The organism is Siminovitchia fortis, assembly GCF_007681465.1.
In the GTDB taxonomy this organism is placed as follows: domain Bacteria; phylum Bacillota; class Bacilli; order Bacillales; family Bacillaceae_C; genus Siminovitchia; species Siminovitchia fortis.
The window spans coordinates 1-17514 of the sequence record NZ_VEKZ01000070.1 but is presented as its reverse complement, the minus strand read 5'-3'; the positions used below and the strand labels follow the sequence as shown (position 1 = coordinate 17514).

Here is a 17514-nt window from a genome sequence, read left to right as displayed (position 1 = left end):
GTCAAGCGGTTAAGACACCGCCCTTTCACGGCGGTAACACGGGTTCGAATCCCGTAGGGGTCACCATTTTATTATCGCGGGGTGGAGCAGTCTGGCAGCTCGTCGGGCTCATAACCCGAAGGTCGCAGGTTCAAATCCTGCCCCCGCAATCTTTATATAATATGAATTTAAAAAGGTCCCGTAGTGTAGCGGTTAACATGCCTGCCTGTCACGCAGGAGATCGCGGGTTCGATTCCCGTCGGGACCGCCATTTCTATTAAGCCTTTCCCTTTAAGGCAAATAAAAACGGCTCAGTAGCTCAGTCGGTAGAGCAAAGGACTGAAAATCCTTGTGTCGGCGGTTCGATTCCGTCCTGAGCCACCATTTAAAATATTAGCTGTGGTGGGGTAGCGAAGTGGCTAAACGCGGCGGACTGTAAATCCGCTCCCTCCGGGTTCGGCGGTTCGAATCCGTCCCCCACCACCATTTTACAGGGGCATAGTTTAACGGTAGAACAGAGGTCTCCAAAACCTCTAGTGTGGGTTCGATTCCTACTGCCCCTGCCAATCACGGCGGCTATGGCGAAATGGTCAACGCATCGGATTGTGGCTCCGACATCGTGGGTTCGATTCCCACTAGTCGCCCCATTGTATCTGTAGTATAATGATATTGTATCAATGGGCTATAGCCAAGCGGTAAGGCAACGGACTTTGACTCCGTCATTCGTTGGTTCGAATCCAGCTAGCCCAGTATGCGGAAGTAGTTCAGTGGTAGAACACCACCTTGCCAAGGTGGGGGTCGCGGGTTCGAACCCCGTCTTCCGCTCCAACATTTTGGCGGCATAGCCAAGTGGTAAGGCACGGGTCTGCAACACCCTTACCACCGGTTCGAATCCGGTTGCCGCCTCCATCTTTTATACCATGCCTGAGTGGTGGAACTGGCATACACGTTGGACTCAAAATCCAATGCCCTCACGGGCTTGTGGGTTCGAATCCCACCTCAGGTATCATAAGACTTTCAACAATCGGTTGAGAGTCTTTTTCTTTGCCACAAAGAGACATACAAATATTCGGGGGAAAAGCTTACTTTTTCCGAAATTGCTGAGGGATATAAAGTAAAATTGGGGGAAATATACATGAAAAAGAATATCGCGTTCAGCATTGCCGGACTGGCAGCAATTCCTTTAGGTGTTTATTTTGCTTTCACATCCAATAGCGAAAGTCAAACTGATGCCATTACGAGTAAAGAGGATGCATCCAGCCTGGAAATGACAGCGCCGGTTAAATATATAGCTACTAATGAGGAAAGAATGGCAGCTCAAAAAGATATCGGGGAAATATCTGATGAATTGACCCTGATCATGAGAATGGTCGAAATGTCCCTTCAAAAGGTTAATATCGAAGGGGATAAGTTTACTCCTGATTCGACTGGCCGAATTCAAATGACGAAAGGTAATATATATTATATTAAACAACAGGCTGATTCTATAGATATTTCAAGGAATACAAAGAATGGGGCCTTTTCGTACGAAAGTATTATAAACAGGTGGCTCGAAGGGAATTTTGACAACATTACCGATGAAGTGGAATTCCTTTTGAGTCTTACTTCAAGGCCGTATGGAAAATATGACGGCGGGGAAGTCACTGAAAAAACCAGGGTGCAAGAACAGCAATATATTCAGCGTTTTTTTGAAACAAAACAATCGAAATGATACTAAGAAAGCGCAATACGAACAGCCTTAGACGACGAGCGCAAGACAAATTTTGATGAGGGAGTTCCTCAGTCACCACAGCAAAGCAACTGACTTTCATCATGAAGCATCCCCGATTATGCTTCATGCAGCTTTGCGACGAGCTGAACAGTTGCATCCCCGAATAAGCTTTAGTGCAGGAGCACATTCTTCCTGAATCAACTTCCTTGCAGGTTTGATCCTTTCGCCGATGGCGCCTGGAGATGGGAGCTGGTTTTTCGAACTTGACAATATACCCATTAGGGTATATGATATACATGTAACACTCTTACTGCCGGGTAATTACAAGCTCTCGCCTTTAGTCGTGAGTAATTGACGTGATTCCTTCCAACAGATTGGAGGGGAATATGGGTATCCGCTACTTGCAAAAGAAAGGATATCATATCCTTGGCTACCAAATCCCCGATCATGAGAAGACTTCTTTTAATAGAGCCAACCATAAAAGGAGGAATTTAAATGAATTATGATGATCGCATGAAAAATAGAATCAAACGTATTGAAGGGCAGCTTAGAGGAATATTAAGAATGATGGAAGAGGATAAAGATTGTAAAGAAGTGATTACCCAGTTGTCTGCCGCACGGACGGCAATCGACAGAACCATTGGTGTAGTAGTGAGTGCGAATCTGGTGGAATGTGTACAAAAGGCTAATGAGTCAGGACAGGAAAGCACGGAGCAACTTGTAAAAGAGGCAGTGAATTTATTGGTGAAAAGTCGTTAAATAAAAGAGGGTTGACATTCTCTTTTATTTTTAATAACGCAATACCCATAGGGGTAAGGGTAACTATTTTTTTAAATCAAATAATACCAGCATGGGTATAGGGAGGGAAAACAGGATGACAGAGAGGAAAAAAACAACAATCGTTCTGTTCAGCGGGGATTACGACAAAGCGATGGCAGCATATATCATCGCCAACGGAGCAGCGGCCTACGATCATGAAGTGACGATCTTTCACACATTTTGGGGATTGAACGCGTTGCGCAAGGAGGAAAGTATTCCAGTTAATAAAGGGTTCATGGAGAAGATGTTTGGCAAAATGATGCCGAGAGGTGCGGACCGGATGGGATTATCCAAAATGAACTTTGCCGGTATAGGACCCAGGATGATCAAAGACATTATTAAAAAACATAATACCGTCCCACTTCCGCAGTTAATCGAAATGGCTCAAGAACAGGACATCAAGCTAGTCGCCTGTACCATGACAATGGATCTTCTTGGACTGAAGCAAGAGGAGCTTTTGGATGGAATTGAGTACGCAGGGGTTGCCGCATATCTTGCCGATGCTGAAATAGGCCATGTCAACTTGTTTATTTAACAAAAGGTTTGAAGAATGATGGAAAATATCAATATTAACATTTTCGCATTGCTGGTCTTGATCATCATTCGGAGAATGCTTCCTCCAAAAGGAATAAGGCACCTGACTGCGAGTGAACTAGCAGGGATATAAAGCGGTAAACATGGCCGGCGGAATGCCGGATTGGGAAGGTAAAGTTGAAAAATCAAAAAGGGGGAAAAATTTGTGAGGAACATCAAATCAGATATAATCCTGGATGCAAAGGGACTATCATGTCCAATGCCGATTGTAAAAACAAAGAAGGCAATGAAAGAATTGGAGCCCGGAAAAGTTCTTGAAGTCCAGGCCACTGATAAGGGCTCAAAAGCAGATATCAAAGCTTGGGCCGAAAGCTCAAGGCATCACTACTTGGGTACGTTGGAAGAAGGGGGCGTGTTGAAGCATTTTCTCAGAGAGTCTTCCAATGATGAAGCAGGCGGGAAAAAGTATCCTCATGTAGTCAATAACGATGAGCTGAAAGAGAAAATCAAATCAGACCCAAATATTGTTATTCTAGATGTAAGAGAGGCAGCTGAATATATATTCAGCCATATACCAGGCGCTGTCTGCATCCCGATGGGCGAATTGGATGAAAGAGCTGATGAAATAGGGAAAGATCAGCAAATTTTCGTTGTGTGCCGTACAGGAAACCGAAGCGATATGGCTGCGCAAAAGTTGAAGAAAAAGGGATTTGAAAAAGTCTTCAACGTCATTCCCGGAATGAGTGAATGGACCGGGGATACCGAAGGTATTCATCAAAAAGGAGGCCAACAATAATGGCAGTTACAGTTTATACAACAACAAGATGTCCATATTGCGTCATGTTGAAGAATTTTTTAGAGGAAAAGGAAATAGTGTTTAATGAAGTGAATGTTGAAAGAGATCCTGAAAAAATGAAAAAATTGATTCAGACGACTGGACAAATGGGCGTTCCGCAAACTGAAATCAACGGTCAATGGATCATCGGATTTGATCCGCAAAGCATTATGGAGGCTTTGCATAAATAATAGAGGGTCAGGCATCCTTTAGTACTTTACCGTGTCGGGGGACTGTCCCCTGGCAGCTATGCAAAAAAAATTTTGATTTCGATAATACCTAGGGGGGTAGAAGAATGGCGATATCTGCAATGACATCCAAGGAAGTAACGAACAAAATCATCCACAATGAAAATCTGTTCATACTCGATGTCCGGAACGAAAGTGACTTTCAAGACTGGAAAATTGAAGGTAAAAATGTGGAGTATTTAAATATCCCTTACTTCGAGCTTCTTGATGGAGTGGAAGAAATTTTAGATAAAATTCCTAACGATAAAGAAGTGCTCGTTGTCTGTGCAAAAGAAGGCTCATCTGTGATGGTTGCTGAAATGCTCTCAGAACAGGGGTTGGATGTCTCATACCTTGAAGGCGGTATGAAAACATGGAGTGAACATTTGGAACCGGTGAAAATAGGAGACTTGAAAGACGGGGGCGAAATTTACCAATTTGTCCGGATTGGAAAAGGCTGCTTGTCATACATGGTCATTTCCGGCGGGGAAGCAGCGGTGATCGATGCAACCCGTATGGCAGATGTTTTTACTGAATTTGCGCTAAGTAAAAATGCAAACATCACTCACGTTCTTGATACTCATCTTCATGCTGACCATATTTCAGGCGGAAGAATGATTGCGGAGCAGACGAATGCATTGTACTGGCTGCCTCCGAAGGATGCGGGGGAAGTGACATATGCCTATCAACCATTGAAAGACGGCAACATCATCACCATCGGCAATACGGCCATTGATATCTACGCCCTGTATTCGCCTGGACATACGATTGGCTCCACGTCTTTTATCGTAGATGAGAAATATCTGCTATCAGGAGACATCCTGTTTGTGGATTCGATTGGAAGGCCGGATCTTGCCGGGTTGGCAGAGGATTGGGTGGGCGACCTTCGGGAGACATTGTATTCCCGCTATAAAAAACTGTCGGAAGGCCTTATTGTCCTACCAGCCCATTTTATGATTATAGATGAATTGAACGAGGACGGCAGCGTTTCTGAAAAATTAGGAACCCTTTTTGCTGAAAACCACGGATTAAACATTGAAAGTGAAGAGGAGTTCAGGAAGCTGGTAACTGAAAACCTGCCGCCTCAGCCAAATGCTTATCAGGAAATACGTGAAACTAATATGGGGAAAATCAATCCCGATCTGGAAAAACAACGAGAAATGGAAATTGGTCCAAATCGCTGTGCGGTAAGATAAAGTGAAACTTCAATCAGTGGGGGTTTTCTTCATCCCCATTGAGAGTTAGTTGAACGAATCGGGCTTTTACGGGCAGTTGATCTCCCACCTAAACTACTCCGATTCATCTAAAGTTTTGAGGTGGGAGTCTTACTGCCCGTTAATGCGGGATAAATTTAATAGGAGGAATAACAATGGAAGTAACCAAACTTTTAGATGCAAAAGGATTGGCATGCCCTATGCCTATCGTAAGGGCAAAAAAGGCGATCAATGAGTTGGAGTCCGGCCAAATTCTGGAGATCCATGCAACTGACAAAGGGTCAAAAAGTGACTTGACTGCATGGGCAAAATCCACAGGGAACGAAATGTTGAAAGATGAAGAAGAAAATGGAGTATTTAAATTTTGGATTAAAAAAGCCTGATAATAAAGGGAACCGGTTTGGTTCCCTTTTCAAGATAATAGATACCTTTTTTGCTGGGATGACATTTAAGAGGTCAGGCATGTACATTTCCAAAGGGGGTTAAGCGATGGATTTTACGTTTATCATAGTCATCTTTTTAATTGGCTTTATCGGATCGTATGTTTCAGGCATGCTCGGAATAGGCGGGTCCATCATTAAATATCCAATGCTTTTATATATCCCTCCTTTATTTGGATTAGCGGCATTCAGTGCCCATGAAGTTTCCGGGATCAGCGCCGTTCAGGTCTTTTTTGCGACAATCGGCGGCGTATGGGCTTATCGGAAAGGCGGCTATTTAAATAAAACATTAATTGGATATATGGGAATCAGCATTTTAATTGGAAGTTTTATCGGGGGTTATGGCTCTAGGCTAATGTCAGAGGGCGGAATTAACTTAATATATAGGATTTTGGCATTGATAGCTGCGGTTATGATGTTTGTTCCTAAAAAAGGAACTGATGATATCCCTTTTGACCAGGTGGGATTTAATAAATGGCTTGCAGCCCTTCTTGCTTTCATTGTCGGTTTGGGAGCCGGGATTGTAGGGGCAGCCGGCGCATTTTTGTTAGTGCCCATCATGCTTGTCGTATTAAAAATTCCAACACGCATGACCATCGCCTCGTCTTTGGCCATTACCTTTATATCCTCCATTGGAACAACGGTAGGGAAGCTCACCACAGGACAGGTGGACTATTACCCGGCATTGATCATGATTGTCGCAAGCCTGATCGCTTCGCCGCTCGGGGCAATGGCAGGAAAGAAAATGAACACAAAAATATTGCAAATCATTCTAGCTATATTGATATTTGCTACGGCTGTTAAAATATGGTTCGATATCATTTGACTTTTTCATATAAAAAGCCCGCTGATTTCGCGGGCTTTTAAACTATTATTGAATTATCCTATTTTCACACTCAGGTTCGACCGGCTGCGGAGCCACTCTTGATTTTTTAAGTGCCGGATACCTTTTCACGGCAAGGGTTGGAAATAAAAATAAGCCGAAATAACTAGAAAACCCAGCAATTTCAGCTTAGTGCTACTTGAAAAGCGGAGAAGCTTTTTTCGTCAATTTCTGTCTCTTCTGCCAAGCCGATGAAACAAATAACGTCAAAATGAGAACAATTAAACCAAGCAAAAACGGATAAATCATGTGGATATCATACATCATGCCTGCACTAAGCGGTCCAAGAACATTCCCGATACTCATATAGGAATTGTTCATGCCCATGGCGAATCCCTGTTCATCCCCGGCCAGTTTGGAAATAAGGGTGTTCAGGACTGGTCTTAGAATAGAAGTTGCCATGAAAATAATCAATGTAACGATAAAAAAGAGTACATAGCTTGAAGCGAATATAGAAAATAAAAATCCGGCAGCCGAAACCCCCAAGAAAATATTCATCACTTTACCTTCGCCTAAACGGGAAACAAGGCGATCGACCACAAAAAGCTGCACGATGACGCTGATAATGCCTGAAACAGTTACCATGACCGCTATTTCCTGCGGTGTCGCTTTAAAAGCATTATCAAGATAAAGACCGATAATCGATTCATAAGCCATCAGCCCGAAGCTCATGACAAGTACGATGATCAGCGGAATAAAATAGGGTTTGTGGACAGACTGCACCAGTTTTTTAACCATGGGATCGTCCGCGACCCCATCGATTGTCGTTCCATCATCTTTACTTTCTTTTAGTACAATAATAGAAAAAACAACAGCCGCCACACTCACAATCGCGGATACAAGAAGCGGCATTTTCAGCCCGTAGTCCGCTAAAAAACCCCCGACACCGGGACCGATCACAATACCAAGTGACATCGCAGCTGAGATATAGCTGTTTCCTTTTGCACGCTGCTCGAGGGTGGTGATATCAGCTACATAAGCGAATATGGCCGGAATCAACAGGGCGGCCCCAATTCCTCCGATAACGCGCGAAAAATATAAGATACCAACCGAATTGGAAAAATAAAAGATGAACATGGAAAGTGCCAATCCGCTCAATCCATAAATGATCATTTTTCTCCTTCCGTATTGGTCGGTCCATTTACCTGCAATCGGGGACATGATGAATTGCGCGCCTGCAAAAATGGCAATCATCAGCCCGGCAGCCGTTCCACCTTGGCCGATGGACACTAAATAGGCAGGCATAATCGGAATGATGATCCCGAAACTCCCAATAGCAATAAACATGTTGACCATCAAAACAAACAATTTTCTTTTTTGATCAGGCTGCACCATAATCCCCTCTTTTCTTTTTCTAATAAAAACATAGCTTCTTAATGTAACAATACACGGAGGAAAAAGTCAATAAGCTTTTCTAAATTTTTTAAAATAAAACAGCCGCCGGTTTGCCCGGCGGCCAGTAACTTATAATACGAAAGCTGCAATCATTCCGAATATGAAAAGCGGAATATTATAATGAAGGAATGTTGGTACGCAAGTGTCCCAAATATGATGGTGGCGTCCGTCGGCATTCAATCCTGCAGTCGGACCGAGCGTGCTGTCGGAGGCAGGGGACCCCGCATCACCGAGCGCCCCGGCCGTTCCGATCAAGGCAGCCGTTGCAAGCGGGGAAAGGCCGGCAGCTGCACAAAGCGGTACATAAAGGGCTGCCAGAATCGGGATTGTACCGAAGGACGATCCGATTCCCATTGTAATGATCAATCCGACGAGCAGCATGAAAAAAGCAAGCAGCATTGGAGAGTTCCCTACAAGGCCTGTCGTATTCTCCACAAGCTCAGTTACAGAACCCGTTTCCTTCAAGACAGTTGCATAACCGGAAGCTACGAGCATAACAAACGCAATCATTCCCATCATGCCGATACCTTCTTGGACAACTTTATCTCCATCATGAAATTTAACGACTCTTGTAATGAATAAAAGGATGATACCCGTCAAAGCGCCCAGAACGAGAGACTTAGACACTAATTGAACGACTAAGGCTGCAATGATAGCGATTATCGTAAAGGTATGCTCCATTTTCCAAGCAGCCGGAGCAGGTTCGTCCGTAATGCCTTCAGCCATGTCGAGTTCCGCAGGAGGCGTCTGTATGGCCGGTTTCGAGACACGATCTTTTCTGTAGGAAATAAAAATGGCAATCAATAAGCCTACAATCATGCCTGATCCGGGAATCAGCATGGACAGATTTACGTCACTCAATGAAATATTCATACCGTTGGAAATCATTTCATCGCGGATGATTCCGTGGAAAATCAATCCGAAACCGGCAGGAATCATGATGTATGGAGCCTTCAAGCCAAATGTTAATGCGGAAGCGACAGCCCTCCTGTCCAATTTAAGGCGGTCAAACAATCCTAGAAGCGGCGGGATTAAAATAGGGATAAATGCGATGTGAACAGGAACGGCATTTTGTGATAAACAGGCAATTCCCGCAATCGCCAGTGCAAGCATCGTTTTTTTTCCTGTAAAGATTTTCAGCATTTGATTGACCAAAAGTGTCGTTATGCCTGATAGGCCGATCATGACAGCAAAAATCCCGAGCAAAATATAGCTGAGTGCTGTGTTGGCTTGGCCGCCCATTCCCGAAACCATCAGATTCACAGAATCAGAGAAATTCATTCCTGATACGAGGCCCGCAGTCAGGGAGGAGATGAGGATTGCAAATAAGACATTCACGCGAAGAAGGCTTAATGCAACCATAACAATTACACTGATGATAACAGCATTAGTCAGCATGAGTTAACCTCTTTCTATTATTTAATTCCATACTCTATCATCCATTTGACTGGTGAAAATGTCAACGGTGAATTGCAGAAAGGATTAGTTTTGCGGGCGGTCTAGTTTGCAGATAAAATGAAACTAAAAAATTAGATTATATTGACAAAAATTATAATTATGTTATTATAGTTACATCGACCTAGGGGAAGGTCGATGTAATCATATCACATCAAGGTTTACAGGTAAGTTATTATGGTAAGGCATTAAGCCGTGGCGTTGGGGATCGCCTAGCCCTGCAAATTTTGCAGGGTTCCCCACAACATCAATGACTAATGGGATTTAGTCATTTTTTTTATACCTAAAACAGGTACTTTGTACCAAATATACATAAATAAGGTGATTCTATGAGATATAGCATAGGGCTGGATATTGGGATATCTTCGGTAGGATGGGCTGTTATTAATTTGGATAAGAATCGGATCGAGGACCTTGGAACAAGAATGTTCGATGCTGCAGAAAATCCTAAAAACGGATCATCACTTGCAGCACCGCGGCGTGAGGCCAGGTCAATGAGAAGAAGGTTAAGGAGACGTCGCTACCGTGTCAGCCGTGTTCGTAAATTAATTATTCAATCGGGTCTGTTATCCGAAGTGGAAGCCGATCAGCTTTTTGACTGGCAAGATGGCGACTTGGACATTTGGCTAATAAGAGTAAATGCATTGGAAAGGAAGCTGACTGACCGGGAATTTGCCAGGGTTTTAATCCACTATGCAAAAAATAGGGGATTTAAGTCCAATCGTAAAAGCGAGACAAACGAAGGTGAAGGCGGGGCTTTATTAAAAGCTGTCAGAGCAAATGCTTTATTAATGGAAGGAAAAGGTTATCGTACTGTTGCTGAAATGCTTATTTTGGATGAAAAGTTCAATGGCCTGAAACGTAACAAAGGTGGAGAGTATTCCCACGTTTTGGCGAGGAGTGAAATTGAAAAAGAAATAAGAGAGGTATTCAAGCAGCAGCGCGCATTTGGACATAGCTTTGCAACAACGGAAAATGAAGAAGCATACATCAATATTTGGAGCTCACAAAGGCCTTTCTCTACACAAGACGATATCGCCAAGCGAATTGGAAATTGTACATTCGAAGAAAATGAAAAACGAGCTCCTAAGTTTTCCTATACTTTTGAGAAATTTCGGGCGTTGGATAAGATTAACCGCCTCAGGATTATTTCTGACAGAAATCCTCAGCGGGCACTCTCCGATGAGGAACGAAACAATGTTTTGGAAAGTATAATGAACAAAAAAGAAATGAAGTATAAGGATCTTCGAAAAATACTGCAATTAGAAGATAACGAGCGTTTCAATGAACTATTTTATGATCCGGGCGAGACGAACGAAAAGAACGAAAACAGGAAATTTATCTCACTTGACGGGTATTACGAAATAAAAAAGATTATTAAAGAAGTGGAAGGCAAGACGTTGGCAGAGTCATATCGGCCAATTGACTATGATACAATCGCCTATGCTGTCACGGTTTATAAAGATGATAACGATACTCGTGATTATCTGCTAAATGATTTAGTGACCAATGATGGGAAGCGAATTAGGAACATGGCAAATAGAACGTACAGTAATCCGCTTATTAATGAGCTATTAAATCTGTCATTTTCCAAATTCGGGCATCTATCATTGAAAGCGCTGAATAAAATCATTCCTTATTTGGAAGAAGGGCTTCTTTATCATGAAGCTTGTGAAAAGGCGGGTTATAACTTTAACCAGAAAGTAGGAAAAGAAAAACAGAAATTGCTGCCGGTCATTCCTGCAAATGATATTGCAAATCCGGTTGTCATCCGCTCACTATCCCAGACTCGGAAGGTATTGAGTGCGATTATTAAACGATATGGTTCCCCATCGGCTATCTATATAGAGATGGCCAGGGAAATGGGAAGGCATTATAACGAAAGACGGGAAATTGAAAAGCAATACAATAAGAATCGAACAATTAATGAAAAGGCCAAAAGCCGCATTCAGGAGCTCCATCCGGAAATCAGTGATCCGAGAGGGCACGATATTTTAAAATATAAGCTCTGGGAAGAACAGGATGGCCGCTGTGCCTATTCGCTTTATCCCATTCCGATGGAGCATCTTTTTGATTATGGATTTGCAGAAGTCGATCACATTATCCCCTACAGCCGCAGCTTTGATGACAGCAATGCCAATAAAGTATTGGTTTTGACAAAAGAGAATCAAAACAAGCAAAACAGGACGCCATATGAATGGTTTGGAAGTGATGCAGTCAGATGGGATCAGTTCATCTCATACGTCAATTCATTAAAGGTCCGGAAAAAGAAAAAGGATTTGTTGTTAAAACAGAACTTTGACGACGAACAGGCAGAACAGTTCAAGACAAGGCATTTGAATGATACTCGATATATTACTAGATTCCTGAAAGGCTTTATCGAGGATAATTTGAAATTCCGGGAAGAAAAAGGAAGGAAACAATATGTTTTTACGGTTAATGGGGCATATACATCCTTAATGAGGAAAAGATGGGGATTCAACAAAAATCGTGAAGAAAATGATTTGCATCATGCATTGGATGCAGTACTGGTAGCAGTAAGTCTTCCTTTCAGGCATCGTGTGAGCAATTATTTTAAACATAGTGAATTGCATGCCTCGCAACTTCTCAAGCGCAAAGGAGAGCGTTTCCCGGAGCCTTGGGAAGGTTTTACAAAAGAAGTGGAAGCGAGAATGCTGCAAGACCCTGAAACTCTTAAGTTGGCATTGGAGAGCCTGTCCCTGGACAGCTATGACAACGATTTTATCAACAGAGTCAAACCCATCTTTGTCTCCAGAATGCCGAAGAGATCGGTCAAGGGACAAATTCATGAGGAATCTATCAGGAGACATCGGGGCTATACGGAAAAAGGGTTAAACCTTTTGGTGAAAAAATATCCGTTGCAAGACATTAAATTTGATAAAAATGGAGACTTTCCAATGTATGGAAAAGGGTCTGATCCTAAAACATATCAGGCAATTAAAGAAAGGTTTTTGGAATACGGGGATGCTGCCAAAGCATTCAGCACACCTTTATATAAGCCATCGAAGAATCCGGAGAAAGCACCGATTATCCGGAGTGTTAAATTAGAAACCACAGCTAACCAGGTGTTCCATTTGGATGATAAAACAGTTGCAGACCACGCAAGCATTGCACGGACTGAAGTTTTCAGGCATAAGGAGAACGGCAAATATTATTTGGCTCCTGTGTATGTAAGTGATGTGATGGCAAAGAGAGTGCCTGAGAGGTTTATTACTGCCAACAAGCCATATAATGAATGGACAGTGGTAAATGATGAGTATGAATTTTTGTTTAATCTATTTCCAAATGATGTTATTAGAGTAGTAATGCCAAGGGAAAAAGAATCTAGGACATGGAATAAAACAAACATTAGATGGACTGAAGGTTTATTCTATTATAAGGGAGTAGACTCACGTACTGCTGCAATATCATTGATTGATCATATGAACAGCTTCCTCGATAGGATCGGTTCTAAAAATTTATTATTGATTGAGAAATACCAGACTGATCCTCTAGGTAATTTGACAAAAGTACAAAAGGAAAAGCGTTATGGCGTATAGGCATATTGTAATCAGGAATCCGGCAAAGATCTCAACATCCCATGAACAATTAGTAATTAAACAGGAAGAATCTATCAAAATCCCTTTGGAGGATATTGTGACCATAACGCTTGAAGATCCTGCTATCACGATTACGAATGGGTTATTAAGCAAATGTACGGAATATCATGTCGAACTCATTGTCTGTGACGGAAAACGGATGCCGAGTGGAATAGTTCAACCGTTTCATCGGCATTCTAGGCAGAAGCAAGCATTGGATATGCAACTATTTTTAGGGAAGCCTTTTAAAAAGCGGATATGGCAAAAAATTGTTATCAGAAAGCTTGAAAATCAGGCACGTTGCCTTGAATTGGTTCATAAAGGTGAAGAGTCTCAAAAATTATATTCTATCAGCCGGAGTGTTGAATCCGGCGACCGAACAAATAGAGAAGCGTATGGCGCAAAACTTTATTTTGAAACGCTTTTTGGTGCAGGTTTTCAACGAAGAGAGAACAATGTGTATAACATCTCTTTGAATTACGGTTATAGTATTATTCGTTCACTGGTTGCCAGAGCGCTTGTAAGGTACGGATTTACCCCTAGCATAGGGATTTTTCACGACAGCCAGACGAATGCCTTCAATTTGGCTGATGATTTCATGGAAGTGTTGCGCCCATTTGTTGATGTGATCATAGTTAATAATGTGAAGGAAGAATCAGAATGGTCTTCAGAGATAAGAAAGAAATTATTTGAAGTGTTGGAAATTGAAGCGACATGGAAAAACGAAAGGCTAAATGTAACCCATGGAGTGGACAATATGATCAAAAGTTTTGTATCTGCATGCCGGCAGCAGGATGCAAATCTATTAGTACTTCCAGAATTAACCAATTTAAACGTACATACATATGAGTAGATACATGAGGATTATCGTTTTCTTTGATTTGCCGGTAGTACTTCCGAAGGAAAGAAAAGCCTACTCTCGTTTCCGTAAGTTTTTATTGAATGACGGATATACAATGCTTCAATATTCAGTATACACAAGAATTTGCAATGGGGAGGATGCGGTCCGTAAACATATGAAGAGATTGCAGGAGAATCTCCCCCCTGTTAATGGGGCCATCCGAGCAATGAAAATAACGGAGAAACAATTTGCCAATATGGAGATTTTATTGGGTACAACGACAGCAGAAGAAGAACTCGGTGTTAAAAAAGTAGATTTCTTTTAAAGAGTACTTGCAATTTATTTTGCAGGTATTTTTTTTACAGTTATTTCTATAAAAAATAAAACAAAGCGGATAAATCCCAGGGATAAATCCTTCTTTTTTGGAAATACAAAACCCCTGAAACGGGGAGGAATCAAGGGTTTTGCGGCCATGTATCATATCACATCAAGATTTACAGGGGAATTATGGCCCTCTTTTTGTTTACATCGTTGCAACCAAATCATATCACATCAAGATTTACAGGGGAATTATGGCCAGTTTCCTAATAGGAACTTCGGATCCTCTATCATATCACATCAAGATTTACAGGGGAATTATGGCTGTCCACGCTGTTTTAATACCACTGCTGGAATCATATCACATCAAGATTTACAGGGGAATTATGGCTTTCAAGATCATCTCCCTGGATGCTCTCAAATCATATCACATCAAGATTTACAGGGGAATTATGGCCACTGGGTAGGACAATCTCTTTCTCTTCTTATCATATCACATCAAGATTTACAGGGGAATTATGGCGTTTCATTGAGATCATTATTGATATGAATGATCATATCACATCAAGATTTACAGGGGAATTATGGCGTAAAAAGTTTATACCCATATTCTATTTTCATCATATCACATCAAGATTTACAGGGGAATTATGGCCCGCTGGTTTACCTTCAATCCGAAAGTTCCATCATATCACATCAAGATTTACAGGGGAATTATGGCCCAGCTTCACGTGGATCCACTTTCTTTTTCATCATATCACATCAAGATTTACAGGGGAATTATGGCGCAAAAAATTATGATATGGATTATCTTGCAATCATATCACATCAAGATTTACAGGGGAATTATGGCAACGAGGGCAGGCGCACCTTGTGGGATTGGATCATATCACATCAAGATTTACAGGGGAATTATGGCCACCTCATAAAACCATTCCCTGTCCCTTGTATCATATCACATCAAGATTTACAGGGGAATTATGGCGCTGTCAATCCAGCTTTCCCACCTGCAATTATCATATCACATCAAGATTTACAGGGGAATTATGGCACTCGATAATAGGAATATTCCAATCCGCCTATCATATCACATCAAGATTTACAGGGGAATTATGGCATCCATGATAGACCATTCAGCCAATCCGCAATCATATCACATCAAGATTTACAGGGGAATTATGGCCCTTGTACTCATGGATTTCATCGAATATCCATCATATCACATCAAGATTTACAGGGGAATTATGGCTTATGGTTGGACGACACGTGTCAAAAGCGGATCATATCACATCAAGATTTACAGGGGAATTATGGCCCCAGTCGTTAAATAGATGCCTTTTACATTATCATATCACATCAAGATTTACAGGGGAATTATGGCGTTTTTCGTGATCACGAATTCATCCAGCATATCATATCACATCAAGATTTACAGGGGAATTATGGCCCTAATCCTTTCGCTTCCACCTTCGTATTAATCATATCACATCAAGATTTACAGGGGAATTATGGCCCTAATCCTTTCGCTTCCACCTTCGTATTAATCATATCACATCAAGATTTACAGGGGAATTATGGCAGGGGTGAAGGGACTATTTCCCGAAGGAGGATCATATCACATCAAGATTTACAGGGGAATTATGGCTTAGTCGGGGCGGTATTCTTTAAAGCGCGCATCATATCACATCAAGATTTACAGGGGAATTATGGCCCTACCTTTATGCTCCAGGAACTAAAGGAGATCATATCACATCAAGATTTACAGGGGAATTATGGCCATCTTTTACGATGTTTGTTCCGACTGATTATCATATCACATCAAGATTTACAGGGGAATTATGGCTATTGCAACGAAAGAGTTAACGAGTTATACATCATATCACATCAAGATTTACAGGGGAATTATGGCGGTTTCGGATGGAGAACGATACAACATGATATCATATCACATCAAGATTTACAGGGGAATTATGGCTTCTATCGTGTGATATGTGACATCGTGCCAATCATATCACATCAAGATTTACAGGGGAATTATGGCACATGAGCGCACCTAACCGTCTTAGCTTCGATCATATCACATCAAGATTTACAGGGGAATTATGGCTAATTCTGCGAGATTGTAACCCCACGAAAGATCATATCACATCAAGATTTACAGGGGAATTATGGCATTACCTGCGCGATTTGGTCGATTAAAGTAATCATATCACATCAAGATTTACAGGGGAATTATGGCGACAGTTTTTGTCCTTCTGATCCTCTTTCCATCATATCACATCAAGATTTACAGGGGAATTATGGCAAAGCTCTAGCATCTTGCGAAGGATTTTTTATCATATCACATCAAGATTTACAGGGGAATTATGGCGCGCAATTTAACCGTGTTAAGCATAATTGCATCATATCACATCAAGATTTACAGGGGAATTATGGCAGGACTGGACCGATGAACATTCGCAAGAGGATCATATCACATCAAGATTTACAGGGGAATTATGGCTTGGTACACCGGTGTACCGTTTGAAAACCGATCATATCACATCAAGATTTACAGGGGAATTATGGCCAGAAAAACACGAATATGAGAAAGGCTATCATCATATCACATCAAGATTTACAGGGGAATTATGGCCTCTAATGACCTCGCTAACTTCCCGCCTAAATCATATCACATCAAGATTTACAGGGGAATTATGGCTAACAAACCTGTTGTTACATAACTAGCATTATCATATCACATCAAGATTTACAGGGGAATTATGGCAAAACACCGGAAGAAAAGCAAAGATTAATGATCATATCACATCAAGATTTACAGGGGAATTATGGCTCCGCCGTGGGAATCCGATAAAGAAATCGTATCATATCACATCAAGATTTACAGGGGAATTATGGCAGTTCCGCCTCGTATTGCTCAAGTTCCCTAATCATATCACATCAAGATTTACAGGGGAATTATGGCAGAGTAGTTTTTTCATTGTAAAGGGCCTCCATCATATCACATCAAGATTTACAGGGGAATTATGGCTCCTATTACGAGCAAACGGGCATGAAGCCGATCATATCACATCAAGATTTACAGGGGAATTATGGCTATCGCAGGTATCCGTAGCATTGTCGGCAGATCATATCACATCAAGATTTACAGGGGAATTATGGCTAATCACCAAGCGCAATTGTGGATGCATTAATCATATCACTGTAAACTAGCACATTATTTCAGACACCTAATTTCAAATTAACTCCGGTGAAAAACCTGAA

General features: G+C 41.7%; 13 protein-coding genes, 10 tRNA genes and 1 CRISPR repeat array. Of the genes, 21 read left to right on the top strand and 2 right to left on the bottom strand.

Annotated features, from left to right (window positions below):
* The first annotated feature begins 75 nt into the window (after positions 1–75).
* From FS666_RS17090 to FS666_RS17005, 18 genes are all read left to right on the top strand, one after another.
* A tRNA-Met gene (locus FS666_RS17090) sits at positions 76–149 on the top strand.
* Between the two features lie 25 nt (positions 150–174).
* A tRNA-Asp gene (locus tag FS666_RS17085) sits at positions 175–250 on the top strand.
* A 37-nt stretch (positions 251–287) separates the two neighbouring features.
* A tRNA-Phe gene (locus FS666_RS17080) sits at positions 288–363 on the top strand.
* Positions 364–380: 17 nt separating this feature from the next.
* Positions 381–465, top strand: a tRNA-Tyr gene (locus tag FS666_RS17075).
* Between the two features lie 6 nt (positions 466–471).
* Positions 472–545 (top strand) — tRNA-Trp (locus tag FS666_RS17070).
* A 6-nt stretch (positions 546–551) separates the two neighbouring features.
* A tRNA-His gene (locus tag FS666_RS17065) sits at positions 552–626 on the top strand.
* 31 nt (positions 627–657) lie between these two features.
* Positions 658–729, top strand: a tRNA-Gln gene (locus FS666_RS17060).
* Positions 730–732: 3 nt separating this feature from the next.
* Positions 733–807: transfer RNA gene (locus tag FS666_RS17055), tRNA-Gly, on the top strand.
* A 7-nt stretch (positions 808–814) separates the two neighbouring features.
* Positions 815–888 (top strand) — tRNA-Cys (locus FS666_RS17050).
* A 13-nt stretch (positions 889–901) separates the two neighbouring features.
* Positions 902–985 (top strand) — tRNA-Leu (locus FS666_RS17045).
* Positions 986–1114: 129 nt separating this feature from the next.
* Complete coding sequence (locus FS666_RS17040; RefSeq protein WP_144463491.1) at positions 1115–1690, top strand: DUF6241 domain-containing protein; 576 nt, start codon at positions 1115–1117, stop codon at positions 1688–1690.
* A 495-nt stretch (positions 1691–2185) separates the two neighbouring features.
* Positions 2186–2449 (top strand): metal-sensitive transcriptional regulator, encoded by a 264-nt coding sequence (locus FS666_RS17035; protein ID WP_144463492.1) that lies wholly within the window; start codon positions 2186–2188, stop codon positions 2447–2449.
* Positions 2450–2564: 115 nt separating this feature from the next.
* Entirely contained in the window at positions 2565–3044 is a 480-nt protein-coding gene (locus FS666_RS17030) for a DsrE/DsrF/DrsH-like family protein (RefSeq protein ID WP_144463493.1), read from the top strand.
* 204 nt (positions 3045–3248) lie between these two features.
* Positions 3249–3839 carry a sulfurtransferase TusA family protein gene (locus FS666_RS17025; protein WP_144463494.1) on the top strand — a complete coding sequence of 197 codons (591 nt, stop codon included), beginning with the start codon at positions 3249–3251 and terminating at the stop codon, positions 3837–3839.
* Entirely contained in the window at positions 3836–4069 is a 234-nt protein-coding gene (locus FS666_RS17020; RefSeq protein ID WP_144463499.1) for a glutaredoxin family protein, read from the top strand. The genes FS666_RS17025 and FS666_RS17020 overlap by 4 nt, the downstream gene beginning before the upstream one ends.
* A 104-nt stretch (positions 4070–4173) precedes the next feature.
* Complete coding sequence (locus tag FS666_RS17015; RefSeq protein WP_144463495.1) at positions 4174–5301, top strand: MBL fold metallo-hydrolase; 1128 nt, start codon at positions 4174–4176, stop codon at positions 5299–5301.
* Positions 5302–5474: 173 nt separating this feature from the next.
* Entirely contained in the window at positions 5475–5702 is a 228-nt protein-coding gene (locus tag FS666_RS17010) for a sulfurtransferase TusA family protein (RefSeq protein WP_144463496.1), read from the top strand.
* A 106-nt stretch (positions 5703–5808) separates the two neighbouring features.
* Entirely contained in the window at positions 5809–6585 is a 777-nt protein-coding gene (locus tag FS666_RS17005) for a sulfite exporter TauE/SafE family protein (protein ID WP_144463497.1), read from the top strand.
* A 192-nt stretch (positions 6586–6777) separates the two neighbouring features.
* Here FS666_RS17005 and FS666_RS17000 read toward each other — a convergent pair whose 3' ends face one another.
* On the bottom strand, positions 6778–7974 hold the full coding sequence (locus FS666_RS17000) for an MFS transporter (protein WP_144463500.1): 1197 nt from the start codon (positions 7972–7974) through the stop codon (positions 6778–6780).
* Between the two features lie 132 nt (positions 7975–8106).
* Positions 8107–9435 (bottom strand): Na+/H+ antiporter family protein, encoded by a 1329-nt coding sequence (locus tag FS666_RS16995; protein WP_120075969.1) that lies wholly within the window; start codon positions 9433–9435, stop codon positions 8107–8109.
* Between the two features lie 386 nt (positions 9436–9821).
* Between FS666_RS16995 and cas9 the strand changes: the two genes are divergently transcribed.
* From cas9 to cas2, 3 genes are read left to right on the top strand one after another with little or no spacing between them, the layout of a single operon-like run.
* Complete coding sequence (gene cas9, locus FS666_RS16990) at positions 9822–13052, top strand: type II CRISPR RNA-guided endonuclease Cas9 (RefSeq protein ID WP_144463498.1); 3231 nt, start codon at positions 9822–9824, stop codon at positions 13050–13052.
* Complete coding sequence (cas1, locus tag FS666_RS16985; RefSeq protein WP_120075785.1) at positions 13042–13944, top strand: type II CRISPR-associated endonuclease Cas1; 903 nt, start codon at positions 13042–13044, stop codon at positions 13942–13944. The genes cas9 and cas1 overlap by 11 nt, the downstream gene beginning before the upstream one ends.
* Before the next feature lie 4 nt (positions 13945–13948).
* A complete protein-coding gene (gene cas2, locus FS666_RS16980; RefSeq protein WP_120075787.1) occupies positions 13949–14257 on the top strand; it encodes a CRISPR-associated endonuclease Cas2 in 309 nt (102 codons plus the stop codon).
* A 151-nt stretch (positions 14258–14408) separates the two neighbouring features.
* Positions 14409–17413: a CRISPR direct-repeat array (repeat unit 36 nt; unit sequence ATCATATCACATCAAGATTTACAGGGGAATTATGGC).
* Positions 17414–17514 lie beyond the last annotated feature (101 nt).

Excerpts from the sequence above, each read along its gene's own strand:
- FS666_RS17040 (WP_144463491.1), top strand. The coding sequence starts at position 1,115 with ATGAAAAAGAATATCGCGTTCAGCATTGCCGGACTGGCAGCAATTCCT.
- FS666_RS17035 (WP_144463492.1), top strand. The coding sequence starts at position 2,186 with ATGAATTATGATGATCGCATGAAAAATAGAATCAAACGTATTGAAGGG.
- FS666_RS17030 (WP_144463493.1), top strand. The coding sequence starts at position 2,565 with ATGACAGAGAGGAAAAAAACAACAATCGTTCTGTTCAGCGGGGATTAC.
- FS666_RS17015 (WP_144463495.1), top strand. The coding sequence starts at position 4,174 with ATGGCGATATCTGCAATGACATCCAAGGAAGTAACGAACAAAATCATC.
- FS666_RS17010 (WP_144463496.1), top strand. The coding sequence starts at position 5,475 with ATGGAAGTAACCAAACTTTTAGATGCAAAAGGATTGGCATGCCCTATG.
- FS666_RS17005 (WP_144463497.1), top strand. The coding sequence starts at position 5,809 with ATGGATTTTACGTTTATCATAGTCATCTTTTTAATTGGCTTTATCGGA.
- FS666_RS16995 (WP_120075969.1), bottom strand. The coding sequence starts at position 9,435 with ATGCTGACTAATGCTGTTATCATCAGTGTAATTGTTATGGTTGCATTA.
- cas9 (WP_144463498.1), top strand. The coding sequence starts at position 9,822 with ATGAGATATAGCATAGGGCTGGATATTGGGATATCTTCGGTAGGATGG.
- cas1 (WP_120075785.1), top strand. The coding sequence starts at position 13,042 with ATGGCGTATAGGCATATTGTAATCAGGAATCCGGCAAAGATCTCAACA.
- cas2 (WP_120075787.1), top strand. The coding sequence starts at position 13,949 with ATGAGGATTATCGTTTTCTTTGATTTGCCGGTAGTACTTCCGAAGGAA.